This window comes from Corynebacterium macclintockiae (genome assembly GCF_027570165.1).
Classification (GTDB): domain Bacteria; phylum Actinomycetota; class Actinomycetes; order Mycobacteriales; family Mycobacteriaceae; genus Corynebacterium; species Corynebacterium macclintockiae.
Map to the genome: position 1 here is coordinate 59754 of NZ_JAKMUV010000006.1, position 14630 is coordinate 74383.

15 protein-coding genes are annotated in these 14630 nt (G+C 63.4%); 10 read left to right on the forward strand and 5 right to left on the reverse strand.

Going from position 1 to position 14630, the window contains the following annotated elements; genetic code table 11:
* Positions 1–499: 499 nt before the first annotated feature.
* Positions 500–2065, forward strand: a complete 1566-nt coding sequence (dnaB, locus tag L8U58_RS06430; protein WP_269954946.1) for a replicative DNA helicase — start codon at positions 500–502, stop codon at positions 2063–2065.
* 58 nt (positions 2066–2123) lie between these two features.
* On the opposite strand, the gene L8U58_RS06435 is transcribed toward dnaB, so the two are convergent.
* Complete coding sequence (locus tag L8U58_RS06435) at positions 2124–2615, reverse strand: MarR family winged helix-turn-helix transcriptional regulator (protein ID WP_043011747.1); 492 nt, start codon at positions 2613–2615, stop codon at positions 2124–2126.
* Positions 2616–2764: 149 nt separating this feature from the next.
* On the opposite strand from L8U58_RS06435, the gene L8U58_RS06440 reads away from it, so the two are divergent.
* A complete protein-coding gene (locus L8U58_RS06440) occupies positions 2765–3319 on the forward strand; it encodes a fluoride efflux transporter FluC (protein WP_269954947.1) in 555 nt (184 codons plus the stop codon).
* The gene (locus L8U58_RS06445) at positions 3316–3756 is read left to right on the forward strand and encodes a FluC/FEX family fluoride channel (RefSeq protein ID WP_034981322.1); all 441 of its coding nucleotides are present in this window, start codon (positions 3316–3318) and stop codon (positions 3754–3756) included. Before L8U58_RS06440 ends, L8U58_RS06445 begins: the two co-directional genes overlap by 4 nt.
* A 30-nt stretch (positions 3757–3786) precedes the next feature.
* Here L8U58_RS06445 and L8U58_RS06450 read toward each other — a convergent pair whose 3' ends face one another.
* Positions 3787–4290 carry a hotdog fold domain-containing protein gene (locus L8U58_RS06450; protein WP_070551168.1) on the reverse strand — a complete coding sequence of 168 codons (504 nt, stop codon included), beginning with the start codon at positions 4288–4290 and terminating at the stop codon, positions 3787–3789.
* Positions 4291–4379: 89 nt separating this feature from the next.
* Between L8U58_RS06450 and trxA the strand changes: the two genes are divergently transcribed.
* The 5 genes from trxA to L8U58_RS06475 all read left to right on the forward strand — a co-directional run bounded on the left by trxA (position 4380) and on the right by L8U58_RS06475 (position 9047).
* Positions 4380–4748 carry a thioredoxin gene (gene trxA / locus L8U58_RS06455; RefSeq protein WP_034966658.1) on the forward strand — a complete coding sequence of 123 codons (369 nt, stop codon included), beginning with the start codon at positions 4380–4382 and terminating at the stop codon, positions 4746–4748.
* Positions 4749–4875: 127 nt separating this feature from the next.
* Positions 4876–5451, forward strand: coding sequence for a DUF6230 family protein (locus L8U58_RS06460; protein ID WP_034966659.1), 576 nt, complete (start codon positions 4876–4878; stop codon positions 5449–5451).
* Positions 5441–6424 (forward strand): DUF6114 domain-containing protein, encoded by a 984-nt coding sequence (locus tag L8U58_RS06465; protein ID WP_269954948.1) that lies wholly within the window; start codon positions 5441–5443, stop codon positions 6422–6424. The genes L8U58_RS06460 and L8U58_RS06465 overlap by 11 nt, the downstream gene beginning before the upstream one ends.
* A 135-nt stretch (positions 6425–6559) precedes the next feature.
* Complete coding sequence (locus L8U58_RS06470; RefSeq protein WP_269954949.1) at positions 6560–7336, forward strand: PspA/IM30 family protein; 777 nt, start codon at positions 6560–6562, stop codon at positions 7334–7336.
* Positions 7337–7469: 133 nt separating this feature from the next.
* The gene (locus tag L8U58_RS06475; RefSeq protein ID WP_269954950.1) at positions 7470–9047 is read left to right on the forward strand and encodes a DHA2 family efflux MFS transporter permease subunit; all 1578 of its coding nucleotides are present in this window, start codon (positions 7470–7472) and stop codon (positions 9045–9047) included.
* A 124-nt stretch (positions 9048–9171) separates the two neighbouring features.
* Here the strand turns inward: L8U58_RS06475 and L8U58_RS06480 are convergent, their stop codons facing one another.
* The 3 genes from L8U58_RS06480 to L8U58_RS06490 all read right to left on the reverse strand — a co-directional run bounded on the left by L8U58_RS06480 (position 9172) and on the right by L8U58_RS06490 (position 11830).
* Entirely contained in the window at positions 9172–9930 is a 759-nt protein-coding gene (locus L8U58_RS06480) for a decaprenylphospho-beta-D-erythro-pentofuranosid-2-ulose 2-reductase (protein ID WP_269954951.1), read from the reverse strand.
* A 50-nt stretch (positions 9931–9980) separates the two neighbouring features.
* Positions 9981–11393, reverse strand: coding sequence for a decaprenylphosphoryl-beta-D-ribose oxidase (locus tag L8U58_RS06485; protein ID WP_269954952.1), 1413 nt, complete (start codon positions 11391–11393; stop codon positions 9981–9983).
* A 122-nt stretch (positions 11394–11515) separates the two neighbouring features.
* A complete protein-coding gene (locus tag L8U58_RS06490; protein WP_371325836.1) occupies positions 11516–11830 on the reverse strand; it encodes a hypothetical protein in 315 nt (104 codons plus the stop codon).
* Between the two features lie 36 nt (positions 11831–11866).
* Between L8U58_RS06490 and L8U58_RS06495 the strand changes: the two genes are divergently transcribed.
* Positions 11867–12649, forward strand: a complete 783-nt coding sequence (locus L8U58_RS06495) for a hypothetical protein (RefSeq protein WP_269954953.1) — start codon at positions 11867–11869, stop codon at positions 12647–12649.
* 24 nt (positions 12650–12673) lie between these two features.
* The gene (locus tag L8U58_RS06500) at positions 12674–14053 is read left to right on the forward strand and encodes a hypothetical protein (RefSeq protein WP_269954954.1); all 1380 of its coding nucleotides are present in this window, start codon (positions 12674–12676) and stop codon (positions 14051–14053) included.
* Positions 14054–14630: the final 577 nt, after the last annotated feature.

Here is a 14630-nt window from a genome sequence, read left to right on the forward strand (position 1 = left end):
GTAGGGGCGCGGATCGGCTTGCCGCAGGTGGTGCGCCGAGGCTTGTGCATAAGCAGCGTGACTCTTGGGGTGAAAGGTGAATTTTGTGTGAATATTTTTCCAAGATCGGGCGACCTGGGACTTTACAGGAGCCTAATCGCCTGGCCTGCACGTTTGTTTATCCCCAAGTTATCCACCGATGTAAAAAGCACTTTTCACACTAGTCACACGCTCCTGACCTGGGGGAATGTGAAAAGGTGCAGGTGAGGGCGTCGACTATCCACAACTTATCCACAAGTCATCCTGGGGCGTTGTGAGTTATGCACAGAGCCTCCACAGAATAATCCACAGAGCCTGTGGATAACTCGATTTGCTTCCGTGCAAAATAACGCTCAACTCACGCCCAACGCGTCTCCAACGCGTCCCCAGTTCACGCCCAGCACGCGCCAGAAAAGCTCGCATGCAAGGCGCGGAAAACATGCTTAGGGGGTTGTCTGGCCGTACCACTAAAGTGGACAGCATGAGCCAGAAGAACGCAGGCATGAACTTCGACGACGGCGCCCCGTTGCCCGACGAGCCTTTCGATGATTTCGGCGACCCCGGCGCCTTCGACGGCGGAGCTGGGGGAGCTTCCGGGGCGGGTGCGGGAAGCTTCCAGGGCGGCAACTTCAACGACGGCAGCCGACAGGGCGGCAACTTCCGGGGTGGCAGCCGGCGAGGCGGCGGTGGCGCGGGCAACCAGCAAATCGTGCGCGAGATGCCGCAGAACGCCGAGGCCGAGCAGGGCGTGCTCGGCGCCATGATGCTGAACAAGGACGCGATCGCGGATGTCGTGGAGGTCCTGGTCGGCGACGATTTCTATGTGCCGAAGCACAAGACTATTTTTGACGCCATACTTCAGCTCTACGGCGAGGGTAAGGAAGTAGACCCGGTGATCGTCAGCGGGCGCTTGGACCGGGACGGCGTGCTGGGCTTCGTTGGTGGCGCGAACTACATTCACAGCGTCTATTCGAAGACTCCGACCTCGGCAAACGTTGGCTACTACACCGAGATTGTGCGCGAGAAGGCCACGTTGCGGCGCCTGGTGCAGGCGGGCACGACGATCGTGCAGCTGGGGTATGCGGGCACGGAGGGTGCGGAAGTCGACAGCGTGGTCGACCGCGCGCAGCAGGAGATGTTCGCTATCACCAACGATGCCGCGAAGGAGGACTACGAGGTCTTTGCGGAACTGGTTGCCTCCACGGTGGGGGAGATCGAGCAGTTGGAGAGCCAGGATGGCGTGGAGATGGGCATCCCCACGGGCTTCGCCGACCTAGATGATCTGACGAACGGCCTGCGCGGCGGACAGATGGTGATTGTGGCTGCGCGTCCCGGTGTGGGTAAGTCGACGCTGGCTCTCGACTTCATGCGTTCGGCGTCGATCCAACATGGAAAAGCGTCGGCGCTGTTCAGCTTGGAAATGAGCAAGTCGGAAGTGATGATGCGCATCTTCTCCGCGGAGGCGGAGGTGCGCCTGGCCTCTATGCGCGGCGGCAAGTTGACCGATGACGACTGGGACCGGCTGACCGTGCGTATCGGCGAGATCGAGGATGCGCCGATCTATATCGACGACTCGCCAAATCTGACGATGATGGAGATCCGCTCGAAGGCGCGCCGCCTGAAGCAGCAGGTGGACCTGCAGTTGATCGTGGTGGACTACCTGCAGCTGATGTCTTCCGGTAAGCGCGTGGAATCGCGCCAGCAAGAGGTCTCGGAGTTCTCCCGCCAGCTGAAGCTGCTGGCCAAGGAGGTCAACGTCCCGGTGATCGCAATTTCGCAGCTGAACCGTGGCGTGGAGTCCCGTGGTGACGACGCGCTGCCGCGTGTCTCTGACCTGCGCGAATCTGGCTCGCTGGAGCAGGATGCCGACATGGTCATGCTGATCAACCGCCCGGATTCCCAGAATCCGGATCACGAGCGTGCCGGCGAGGCCGACATCATCCTGGCGAAGCACCGTGGTGGCCCGATTGGCACCGTGACGGTGGCGAACCAGCTGCAGTTCTCCAAGTTCTCTGACATGGCGCGCGACATCAGCCCGATGCCCTAGGTAGCTGCCCCCAGCAGTCCAGCCCCAGCGCCCAGCCTCCCTGCGCGTTCGCGCGGAGCTAGAACTGCGCGTCCAGCTTCGAAAGAAGCGCGAGCAACTTCTCCACCTCGGCGTCGCTGAGGTGGTCGAAGATCAGCTCCCGGACCTTCTTCACGTGCCCGGGAGCAGCATTAGTAATCGCCTCGAGGCCTGCGGCTTCGAGGACAACGAAGGCCCCGCGGCCGTCGGCGTCACATGTCTCGCGCCGCACCAGGCCGCGCTTAGCCATGCGCGTGATCTGGTGCGATAAGCGGGAACGGCTCCACTGCATCGTGTTCGCCAGGGCGACGATTCGCTGCTGGTTGTCCGGCGATTCCGAAAGGTGCACCAGAACTTCGTAGTCCGACAAAGAAAGGGACGTGTCCGCCGATAGCTGCTGTGCCAGTTCGGCATTGATCTGGATGTGGGTGTTGAGCCACGCTCGCCACACCTGCTGTTCGCGGCTGTTCAACCACTGAGGTGCCGCATTCGCCTGCTCGCTTGGCGGGAGAGAAGTGTTTGCTCGTGTCATGTGCTCCAGTATCGCACATCAGTCAACCTAGTTGACGCATCAACTACGACGGCAACTTCCAGATCGACGCAGCGCACTCCGAGATCGGCTTCGTCGCCATCAAGCAGGCCTAACTCACCTCGCTCACCGGGCTGGGTAACATAGCCCCCATGAAACGCCTCCCGCCCGTCGCCCTGGTCTTCCTCGGCGGCGCGCTGGGGGCGATTCTTCGTTGGGCGCTTACCATCTGGCTCCCCGCCCTCGGCGACCCAACGCGCGTCCCCGGCGCGGCCACGCAGCTAAACGCCTTTGGCTTCGTCACCCTCGGGGACGCTGCATTATTGCTGGTCAACGTCCTCGGAGCTCTCATCCTGGCGTTACTTGTCGGCCTTATCCCACGCGCCGCCGACCCCCGTCGGGCCTTCTGGGGCACGGGCGTGCTTGGCGGATTCACGTCGTTCAGCTCGCTCGCCGCGGCCGTGGTCGGTGCCGATGTGGCTCGGGAGCTCTTTATTCATGACGCCACCTCCTCCACCGCACCCGTCCTCATCGGCGCAGCTTACGGGGTGTGCACGCTGGCGCTTGGCCTGTTCGCGGCCGCCGCTGGCCTGCGGCTGGGGCGCGACCTGAACACGCTGGGGAGCATGCGGCGCGCGGCGGTCGGCAAAGCTCCCACAGACGGCGCTGACATAGTCCGCGAGGCCCGGGGAGGGGGAGGCCGATGAGCGCCGGGGCAACACTCGTGGAGTTGGTGGCTGTCGCCATCGGCGGCGGAGCTGGCGCCGCTGCGCGCTACCAGTTGGATACGTATCTGAAATCCCGGCGCGGCTGGGCGCCGCTGTGGAGCCTGGCGGTCATCAACCTTTTAGGCACCATCGCGCTGGGAGTGGTCCTTGGCTTTGTTTTGCAGCACCCCGGGGCTCTGCAACAACCCGAAGCCTTGCAAGCTTCCGGGGGAGCGGCCAGTGCCCTGGGTATCCTATTTCCGCTGATAGGAGTAGGCGTGGCCGGAGGTTTCACCACGTTCTCTACGGCCATGGTGGAGGTGTTCACCCAACCCCAACCGGCCCGCCGGATCGTCGGCGTGGTGGCGATGCTGCTGGCCTGCTGCGCGGTATTCTTGCCCGCGGTCTGGGGCGGCGCGGCACTGGCGGGCGCTTAGCTGGCGCGGTCTTGGCGGGTACTTGACCCGCTACTTTTTCGCCGTCACCCAGATGTCGATCTCCACGTAAGTGGATTCCTTGCCCTCGTCATCCGCGAAGTGAATCTTCACCGGCACGGTCTGCCCGCCGGATTCCTTCGTGATCTTCTCGAAGTCCGGCAGCTCCGCCGTCGCGGTGGCCGTCAGGCTGCCCTTCGTCTTCTTCAGGTACTGCGTGCGCATTCCTTGCGGTAGCCAGCGGTGCGTGTTTGGTATGGACGCCTCAGCCAGCATCCCCATCGCAAACTCCGCAACGTTGCAGGCCGCAATGGCGTGGAAGGTTCCAATGTGGTTGTTCAGCAGCCACCACTTCTTCGACCGAACCTTGCAGTAGCCGGGGCGCAACTCCTGTAGGCGCGGCTGCACGGTAAGGAAGTATGGCGCCTTTGCGCTGGCTACCAGCGAGAATAGGCCGTTGCCGAATGGCTTCTGCGCAAGCTTCTTGTACATTTTGAAAGTGCCGGATGGATTCACGTTGGCGTCATAAATAGACATAAAAAGAACTCTAAACGGGGAATAAAGCGTGCGTTGCGTAATGTTGGAAAAACATGCACGCCCAACGACAACCAACCGAAGGGAAAGAAATGGCGACCGTAGAAATCACCGGTGAGAACTTCCAGGAAACCGTGCAGGGCGATGGCATCGTTGTTCTGGACTTCTGGGCGGAGTGGTGTGGCCCGTGCCAGCGCTTCGCACCTATCTTCGAGAAGGTCTCCGAGGAGCACCCGGATGCGGTGTTCGGCAAGGTGGACACTGAGGCTCAGCAGGAGTTGTCCGCTGCGCTGCAGATCCAGTCGATCCCGACTGTGATGATGTTCCGCGACGGTGTGCTGCTGGCCAGGGAGTCCGGGCTGCTGTCTGCGAAGGCTCTGAACGACCTGATGGATCAGGCGCAGAAGCTGGACATGGACGAGGTTCGCAAGCAGCTTGAGGCTCAGCAGGCCGAGCAGTAATAAGCGCGTGCGCGCTGAGGCGCGGGCGGGCGCGGCCTAGAGGGCGTCACCAAAAAGAACCGCAATTCGCGCAACGGTGCCACCGCGGGGATAATGCATAAGGGCATTACAACAGGAGGCACGAAGAATGGGACGGATCAACGGCAGGAAGGCCGCAGTTGCGCTTACCGCCGGGCTGGTCGGCTTTGCCGGCACCGGAATGGCCGTGGCGAAGGGTGGTATTTCCGCGAACTTGGCGCTTTCCGGATCCTTCTTCACCGTGACTATCGGCGGCCTGTCCGGGCAGGATTTCTCCCTGTTCATGGATAACGACACGAAAGGTGACGACCACCTGCCCGTCGCGCGCGTGAAGATAAAGGAGGCGAAGGCCTCTGACCTGTGCCTTTCCACCACTGTGCCGAACCTTCCCGCCGTCGGCGAGGCCACCCTTTCGCTGCGCGCCAACGGACAGAACAGCGTTGATGCGGACGACCTGATCGTAGGCTCCACCGACATCAAGGGCAGCCTGCGGATGGCCGACCCCAACCTTGGTATTGACGCCAGCCAGGTCAACCCCGAAGCACCGGACGACGCTTGGGGTCTGCACTCGAAGGACGTGCAGGTTGTGGCGGATAAGATCATTGCCACGTCGGTTGGTGCAAAGCAGCTGAACGTTTCCGGTGTGGAGGCGAGCGTGCGCCGAGGAACCGAGAATGCCTGCTAAAGGGCGGTTAGCGCGCTTCGCCGAGTGGCGCCGCAACCGACCGTTTGTGCCGGGACTGTTGGTGCTGCTTTCGGGTGTTGTCATAATGACGCCCGCGTATCTGACGTTGCGGATCTCTGACCTACTGGTGATGATCTCCACGCTGTCGGGAGTTTCCACGCTATTCCTGGGCGCAGCGCAGATCATGTTTGCACTGGGTATTTGGCTGAAGCCTGCCACGGCGCCCTACCTGGGAGTTTTCGCCATTTTGGCATCGCTGGTGGCGCTGCCGGCCTCCAATATCGGCGGGTTCTTGTTGGGCTCGCTGCTGGGTATATTCGGCGGGGCGTTTGCCCTAGCCTGGGAGCCGGGGGAGCGTAAGCCGAAGAAGGCCCGGGGCGAGGACGGGGGCTCCGGCGGCGGGTACTCCGCGACGGTTGCAGCCCTGCTGGTGGCAGTGGGGATGGCGACCGGCTTGGGCATCCTGAATGCGAATGCCCCGTACAGTGTGGCGCAGCCCGCGCGCGTGGGCGACGTCGGCCAGGTCACCGCAGATAACGTGACCTTCAAGGGGAACGTGCGTGTCGGCGTGGATTCCGTGGGCACGGAGCAGGGCCGCCGCGACCTGCTGCGCATCACCGGCGACCGACTGGAGATCAAGAACCTGCAGATCAAGCTGCCCGGCCAGTGGGGTGACGGACTGATGCAGACCGGCTCGGATGTGGAGACCTACGTGATCGACGGCCCCGTCGTGGTGGAGGCTACGTCCCTGGAGGCCGTGCCCGCGCTGGCTGAGATTTCCACGGTACCGGTGAAGGTCGATATCTCCGCTGGCGCGGGGGATGTGTTACACCAGCTGGGCTTGGTTTCTAGCGAGGCGCCGATCCCGGACCCGGTGATGGAGGTCGTCTCCCTGAAGCAAGTGAAGTTGGACCTGTTGCACCTGACCGGGCGGGACATGAATGCCCCGGTGGTTCACCTGTACCCGCTCTAGTGGCGGGTTGTCGCCCCGCTCTTGCTTTCGCCCCGTGCGCCACGCGGAAAGTCAGTACGCTGGAATGCAGTTAACTTAAACAAACCACTACATCCCGACTAAGTACCGACTACACACCGACACAGGAGTTTTCCCATGGCGAATCCATTTTCTAAGGGCTGGAAATACCTCATGCAGTCCCTCGATACGAAAATCGAGGAGAACGCGGATCCCCATGTGCAGATCCAGCAGGCTACGGAGGCCGCCCGCAAGCAGCACCAGAAGATCTCCGAAGGTGCAGCGCGCGTGATCGGCAACCGCAACCAGCTGGAGATGAAGCTGAACCGCCTGCAGCAGGACGCAGACAAGCTCTCCAACAATGCCCGCACCGCCATCCAGCAGGCCGACAAGGCCGCAGCTGACGGCGACCAGACCAAGGCCAACGAGCTGAACCAGACTGCAGAGCTCTTCGCATCGCAGCTGGTCTCCGTCGAACAGCAGCTGGAGGAAACCAAGCAGCTGTACGCCGGCGCGGAAGAAGCAGCCCGTCAGGCGCAGCAGCAACAGCAGCAGTCTGCTGCCCGCCTGGAGGATCAGATGGCGCAGATCAACCAGCTGCGCACCCAGATTGACCAGGCGAAGATGCAGGAGGCCACCGCGAATTCCATGCAGCAGATGGATGGCCTGGTGCAGAACGATGACGTGCCAACCCTCGATAGCGTGCGCGAGAAGATCGAGCAGCGCTACGCTCAGGCGCTCGGCAGCCAGGAGCTTGTCGAGAACTCCGTGCAGGGTCGCATAGCGGAAATCGAATCTGCTGGAAATGACATGCGCGCCACCTCCCGCCTGGAGGAAATCCGCGCCCAGCTGAATGCCGAGAACGGTGCGAACGCGCTCGAGCAGAGCGAGGCTCAAGGCGAGCTGGAGCGCTAACCCGCCCACCCCGGTGGGCCCGCCTACCTTGCGGGCACCACTCACCCCTCTGCGGTCAGCAAACCTGGTGTAAAGTATCCAAGGTTCGCGGGTGCGCCGATGCGCTCGCCTTTTCCATCGTGGAGGGATACTTTTGTCTGAAGAATCTTTTTCTGACGCCACTGACTCCGACCGCGCGGAGCACTCCGTCCCTCCCGCCGAACCCGCGGCCCGTGCGAAGATCCTGATCGGCGTGCTCGTCGCCGCCGCCTTCGTGGTTATTCTCAACGAGACCACGCTGGCGGTTGCGCTGCCCGTCTTGATGGGAGAATTTGGCGTCACCGCCGATGCAGCGCAATGGCTGACCACAGCGTTCATGCTCACGATGGCCGTGGTCATTCCGATGACGGGCTACATCATGCAGCGCTTCCGGCTGCGGTCGATCTACATTGCGGCGCTGACGACGTTCCTTGTCGGCACGATCCTGGCTGCGGCAGCGCCGACGTTCCCGATCCTGCTGCTCGCGCGCGTGGTGCAGGCCAGCGGCACGGCGCTGGTGATCCCGATGTTGATGACCACCATCATCCGCCTGGTGCCAATCAGCCGCCGCGGTGCGGTGTTCGGCCTGGTGTCGGTGGTTATCGCGGTGGCTCCGGCGCTGGGCCCGACGTTCTCCGGGGTGGCGCTGGAGGCCTTGGGTTGGCGCTGGATCTTCATCCTCGTCGCTCCGCTGGTGCTGATTGCCCTGGTCGCGGGCCTGTTCCTGGTGAAGAACTTCGAGGAGCCGACCCGCCCGTCCCTGGACATTCTGTCGGTGTTCCTCTCTGCCTTCGGCTTTGCGGGCCTGGTCTACGGCCTGGCCGGCCTGTCGGAGCTGGCCGACGGCGTGCCGGTGCAGCGCCTGGTTATCCTCGCCGCAGGCCTGGCGATCCTGGTGGTTTTCTTCCTGCGCCAGCGTTCCCTGGAGCGCAGCGACAAGCCGAACGCCACCCCGCTGCTGAACCTGCAGCCGGTGCGGGTACGCGAGTACAACCTGTCGCTGGGGCTGCTACTGTTTTCCTTCTCCATGCTCTTCGGCTTCATCATCCTGATGCCGCTGTATGCGCAGAACGTCGCAGGCCTGTCGGAGCTGAAGACCGGCATGGTTTCCCTGCCCGGAGGCCTGGTCATGGGACTGCTGGGCCCGGCCATTGGGCGCGCCTACGATGCCCGTGGCACGCGCATGCTGATCATCCCGGGCAGTATTTTGATCACGATCGCGATGATGGGCTTCGCCGCCCTGGAGCAGACGGAGCACCTGTTCGCCTGGGTCGGATCCGGGACGTGGCCGGCGTTTGTGCAGCTCATGGTTCTTACGGTGATCTTGAACTTGGGCATTGCTTTGATGATGACGCCCCTTATGTCCAACGCCCTGGCCGCCGTGCCGGACTCTTTGGCTGCCCACGCGCAGGCAATTTTGAATACCCTTCAGCAGGTCGCGGGTGGCGCCGGAACGGCGATTTTCGTGGCTGTGATGACTTTCGCATCCGCCCGCTACGCCTCTAGTAATGCGGCGGAGCTGGCAGGCCTGGCTGCGACGGATCCTGCGCTGGTGGAGCAGCAGGTGGTGGGCCAGGGCATCCACATGGCGTTCCTGGTTGCGGCGTTCGCGTCGGTGCTGCTGATGGTGCTGTCGGCGTTCCTGAAGTTGGACGCGCGGGAGTCCGCGCACCCGGGCGCACCGAAGAGCTAGAGTCCGCCGGAGGACTAGGTTCGCCGGAGGGATCCGCCCCTAGACTGCAAAAGCGCCGACCGTTGGTCGGCGCTTTTGTGTTGCGGAGCCGGGGCGCAAGCCCCTGGGCTCAGCTAAGTGGAACTTAGAGCGGCAGCTTGCGCAGGATCGGCAGCGGCAGGTGCTTCAGGATCAGCATGATCGGGCGGAACAGGGGGTGCACCCAGATCAGGGACTTGCGGTTATCCACGGCCTTGGCGATGGCCTTGGCCACGTCTTCCTTGTCCACGGTCAGTGGCGCATCATCCAGATCCTTGGTCATGTTGGTGCGCACCTGGCCCGGGCGGACGGTCAGCACGCGCACGCCGGTGCCACGCAGGGCCTCGTTCAGCATTCGGTAGAAACCATCCAGGCCGGCCTTGGTGGAGCCGTAGACGAAGTTAGAGCGACGGACCATCTCACCTGCAACGGTGGAGAACGCCACGATTTGGCCGTGGCCCTGCTTCTTCATGTAGTCCGCCAGCAGCACGCCGACGGAGACAGCACCGGTGAAGTTCACCTGTGCGGCCTGCACGGCCAGCTTCTGGTTGGTCCACTGCTTCTCGTTATCGCCGAGGATTCCGAACGCAACGATGGCGAGGTCCACGTCGCCGTGGCTGAAGATTTCCTCGAAAACCTGCGGGTGGGAATCGAAGTCCACTGCGTCGAAGGAGACGGGTACGACCTCGCTGGCACCGGCGGCATTCATGCGTGAGGCGGCGTCATCCAAAGACTCGCCAGCACGGGCGGCCAGGATCACACGTGCGGGGCCGCGGGAGAGGAACTCCTCGACGACGGCGAGGCCCATGTCGGACGCGCCGCCGAGCAGCAGGATGGACTGGGGTTTGCCAACGGCATCAATCATTGTGACTCTCTTTCGGGGTTAAAGCGCTGTGCAGTTAGAGCTCTGTGCAGTTAAAGCTCGAGGCGGCGGGACATGTCGGAGGCGAAGACCCCCGTCGGGTCGATGCGCTTGCGGGTGGCCAGCCAGCCGGGCAGGCCGGGGTACATCTTGTGGAAGTTCTCGGCGGAGGTTCGGGACTCCTTGGCCAGGTACAGGCGGCCGCCGAACTCCATCACGCGGCGGTCCAGGTCGTCCAGGAAGGCGCCCAGGCCCGGCTTGATCGGGAAGTCCACGCAGACGTTCCAGCCCGGCATCGGGTAGCTCAGCGGGGCCTTGTTGCCCTCGCCGAACAGCTTGAACACGTTCAGTGCGGAGTAGTGGCCGGAGCGCTGGATGTCGCGGATGATCTCCTTGAACGGCTCCACGGCCTCCGTCGGCACGACGAACTGGTACTGCAGGAAGCCCTTGGAACCGTAGCCGCGGTTCCACTCGCCGATCAGGTCCAGCGGCTGGTAGAACTGCGTGAGGTTCTGCACCTGGTTGCGGTACTCGCCGGACTTCAGCCACCACAGCTCGCCGATGGCCACCATGGACAGCTTGTTCATGGTGAAGCTCGGGAAGATATCCGGCACGGTCATTAGCTGCGGGGCGTTGAACTTCAGCGGATCCTTCGCCAGCTTCGGCGCGTATTCCTTCAGCTGGTCCAGGGTGGCCAGGGAGCCGCGGGAGATCGCCGCGCGACCCAGCTTCGGCTCCGGGCTGATCGCGTCGAACCAGGCGGAGGAGTAGGTGAAGTTGTGTTCCGAACCATCGGAGTGGAACGCAATGGTCTCGTCCAGGGAGTGCGTCATGTCTCCATCGGCGATGAAGTACGCGGTCTCCGTCTTCGTCATCTCAATAGTCGCGCGCAGGATGATGCCGGTCAGGCCCATGCCGCCGACGGTGGCCCAGAACAGTTCGCCGTCCGGGTCGTCTGCGGAGCCCTCCGGGGTCAGGTGCAGCACACGCCCGTCAGCCACCAGTAGCTCCATGGAGCGGACGTGGTTGCCGAAGGAACCCGCGGAGTGGTGGTTCTTGCCGTGGATATCCGGACCGATAGCGCCACCGATGGTCACCTGGCGCGTACCGGGCAGCACCGGCACCCACAGGCCGTGCGGCAGGGCGGCTTTCATCAGCTGGTCCAACGTCACGCCCGCGTCCACGTCCACGATGGCGGTATCGGGGTCGATGCTGTGGATCGTGTTCAGCTGCTGTATGTCGATAACGAGCCCGCCGGCGTTCATGGCCGGGTCGCCATAACTGCGGCCCATGCCGCGGGCAATCACGCCACGCTGCAGGCAGCTGGGCTTATCCGCGTTATCGTCGGCCACGCGCGCAACGGCGGCGGCAATCTGGTCGACATCCTGCGTAGACAGAACTTCGGCGGTCGTGGGGGCGGTGCGGCCCCACCCGGTGAGGGTACGAGTGCTGGTGTGCAATTCCATGTTCTCTACCCTAGCGCCCGGGTGCGACAACCCCTGGGTGCGGCGCAGCGTCGGGCCCAAGTTGCCAGCGTTTTCGCAGTTGCGGTGTGGGTGGCGTCACTAAAAAAAGGGCAAGCGGAGGGCTAGTAGAGCTCCATTATCTGGCGGATTTCCTCCGGCAGTTCCTCGGGTTCGGTGATGGTCGGGCCGTCGTAGTCGCGCAGGATGTCGCGCACGCGCTGGCGGCTAGTGCTGTCGAGGATGGGGAGTTCCTGGGCCATCAGGCGCGTCATGTACTCGTTGAGCGGCAGGTTCGTGCGGGTGGAGGCCTCGTAACTGCTTTCCTTACCGACGCCACCAATTCGCACCGGCGCACTCCTGTGTTCCTGCTCGGCGGGGGAGGGCTTGGAGCGCTTGAAGAGTTTCGCGGCGGCGGGGAACCTATCAAAAACAGCCATGGGGATGATCATAGTTGGTGGTAACCTCCGAAAGCGATGAGCACAACTGCACCTGAGAGCACCGCCGCTGGCGCCGTCGCGAACTCCACCGAGGCTGGCGAGTCCGCATCCGTCCGCTACGACCCGATCATGGTCGTTGCCGCCGCTGGCTCTGCTGCTGGCCCCGCTGCTGACCCTGCGGACGACCCCACCTTCGCCATCTGGCAGGTGGAAACCGACCCTGACGTGCAGCTCGGCGACTTTTCCGGAGCCTGGCTGATCGACGGCGCGGGCATCCACGGCTTCGCCGCCAACGCCGACTGGATTGAGGGCACCGACGACCGGGCGGCCATGCTCGCGGCCCTGTTGCGCTATCCGGTGCTGTTCGTGGGGGACGCGGCGGCGGCCGAGCTGTTGCCGAGCGACGTCGCGCTGATTGATGTGGCCGCCACGGAGGCTGGTCTTGAGGACGCCCTCGCCTCCGCAAAGCAGCACTTCAGCGCGGAGTTCCCGGATAAGAAGCAGCCAGCGTGGGGGAGCTTCCGCCCGCTGGCGGAGTTCCGCGAGGCCGAGGCGGGGATTGCGGGCGCTGGTGCTTCCGCGGGCGAGGGTGCTGACGGTGCGGGCGCTGGCGAGGGTGCTGACGGTGCGGGCGCGGACGGCGCGGGCGACGCAGAGCGCGCGGCCGTGGCGAGCGCACTGAAAGAAGCTGCCGCCCTCCGTGGTTGGATCGCCCAGTACAATGCGTTCGACAAGCTCCGGGTTCGCAGAATTGGTGCCGTGAACAGCGAGTTTTCGAATGCCCGACCGCTGCCGGTGGTGCTCACCAAGCGAGGTTAGCCGGGCGCGGTTACGCTTAAACCCATGAAACCCACACCCCTCATCAGAGCCGTCGGCGGGTATGAATCCGCCGGCGGTTCTGGTGCTGCGCGGGCGGAGGGCAGCAGAGCCGGTTGGACACAGGAAACCCTGGGGGTCATGTCCACGCGGGGGATGGGGATGAACAGGGAATTCAGGGCACAAACCACAGCATTCACCGTGGCAGTGGAGCACCACTACCCCAGCGTGGGGAGGTACTCGCGCCTGCTCAGCGTCTCCGGCGCCATGAGCGTGGCCGATTTCGCCGACGCAATCCTCACGAGTTTCCGCTGGCCAGAGGCCGTCAACCGGGTGCCCGAGGCGCACCCCACGCGCTACGTCGCGTGGGAAGATCGGGTCGCGCTGGAAGATCAGGCCACCGACAACGGTGCGCCTGCCACCGCCGGCTTTGCTGGCGCTGGCACGCCCGGCGCCCCAACCTGGAGCTTCCGCGCCCGCACCGCCGGCCGCGTCCGCGTCTACGCCAAGGGAGCCAACTCCATCGGCACTGCTCTCAGCGATATCTTCCGCCGCGGCACCATCGGCGTGCTGAAGGTAGAAGGCTACGACTTCAGCATCACAGTCACCGACACCACCACCCGCCACGAGGAGCTCGACCCCGCCTACGACTCCCCCATCGCCGTCTCGGCCGATACTCCTTTCGGATCCTCCAACTCCCTCTTCGGCACCACCGCTGACACGCCCGGCGATACCAACGCCGAAGCAGTCCTCCTGGCCGCCGACTTCCTCAGCGATACTGATGGTGATGCGGCGGAGGCGGGTGGCGTCCATAAGAATCAGGAAGACGAGCTCGCCGCGCACCTGCACCCTGCCGGAATCCCGGCGATGGTCGACATCACTGAGGTGAATGTGGCGCTGGCCGGCGAGGATACCGTCGAGCAGATCCTCGCCGAAGTTGACCCTGAGCTGCGTGAATTGCTGCGCGACGGGGCCATGTACGAGTTCATTCCGCTGCTGCAGGCGCTGGACCTGGAGCGGCCAGCCAACGTTTCCGAGCACGCCGCCGAGCTGCTGGCCGACGCGCCGATCGAGAAAAGCAAAATCGGACGCGCCGCCGCGTGGGCGCGGATCATCGCCCTGTCGACCCTGGTTGATGCGGAAACCGACGAGGTCAGCGAAGCCTTCATGTCGGCACTCGGTTACACGCGCGCGGACGCGAAGCTGCCGCCGACCGAAACTGCTCTTGGTACGGACGCCCTCAGCGCCAGCGAAATCAAATGGCTGTCGCGGCGGACCGGGCGCATCTTGGCGCAGGTGGGGGCTTGCAAATGGGAGCGTCAGCCCGATGACCAGGCGGTTCCGTTGGTTCCGCAGTGCTCGGTGCTGGAGCGGCTGGAGATGTACCGCTTCATTCTGCAGCTGTAGCCTGCCTTTCGCTGCCCGCCGACCCGGCCTAGATGCCCCTCCCGGCGGGTTGCAATGTCGTTAGAACGGGAATCTGTCGGCCAAAACAGGCCCAACAGGGCGCCCGGCGGGTTGCAATGTCGTTAGAACGGGAATCTGTCGGCGCCCGCAACTCCTTGCAAGATTCCGCAACTCTCTGACCTGCGCTTTTGCAGATTTGCAAATCACTTCCAATAACGGATTCCCGTTCTAACGACATTTGGGCCTCGGCGGAGCCCCCGGAGGACCTCAAATAGCGCAAGATTCCCGTTCTAACGACATTCGGGCCTCGGCGGAGCTGCTTAGGGTCTTAACTGTCGGAAAAGTTGCAGTCCCAGTTGTCAAATGTCGGAAAAGTTGCAAAACGTTCCCGGGTGTAGTTTGAGGAAGACTGGGAAAACGCTCTGAACTGCAGGTTTACAAAGTTGGAAATGGAGGTCAATAACAAAATGCAACATTTCCGACATTTAAGCATCCGGGAGTGGCTGAGCTTGCCTCACGTTGCCTCATAATGCCTCACATCAAGACATGAAAGGGGCTGGAGTGATTGGAGAGCTTG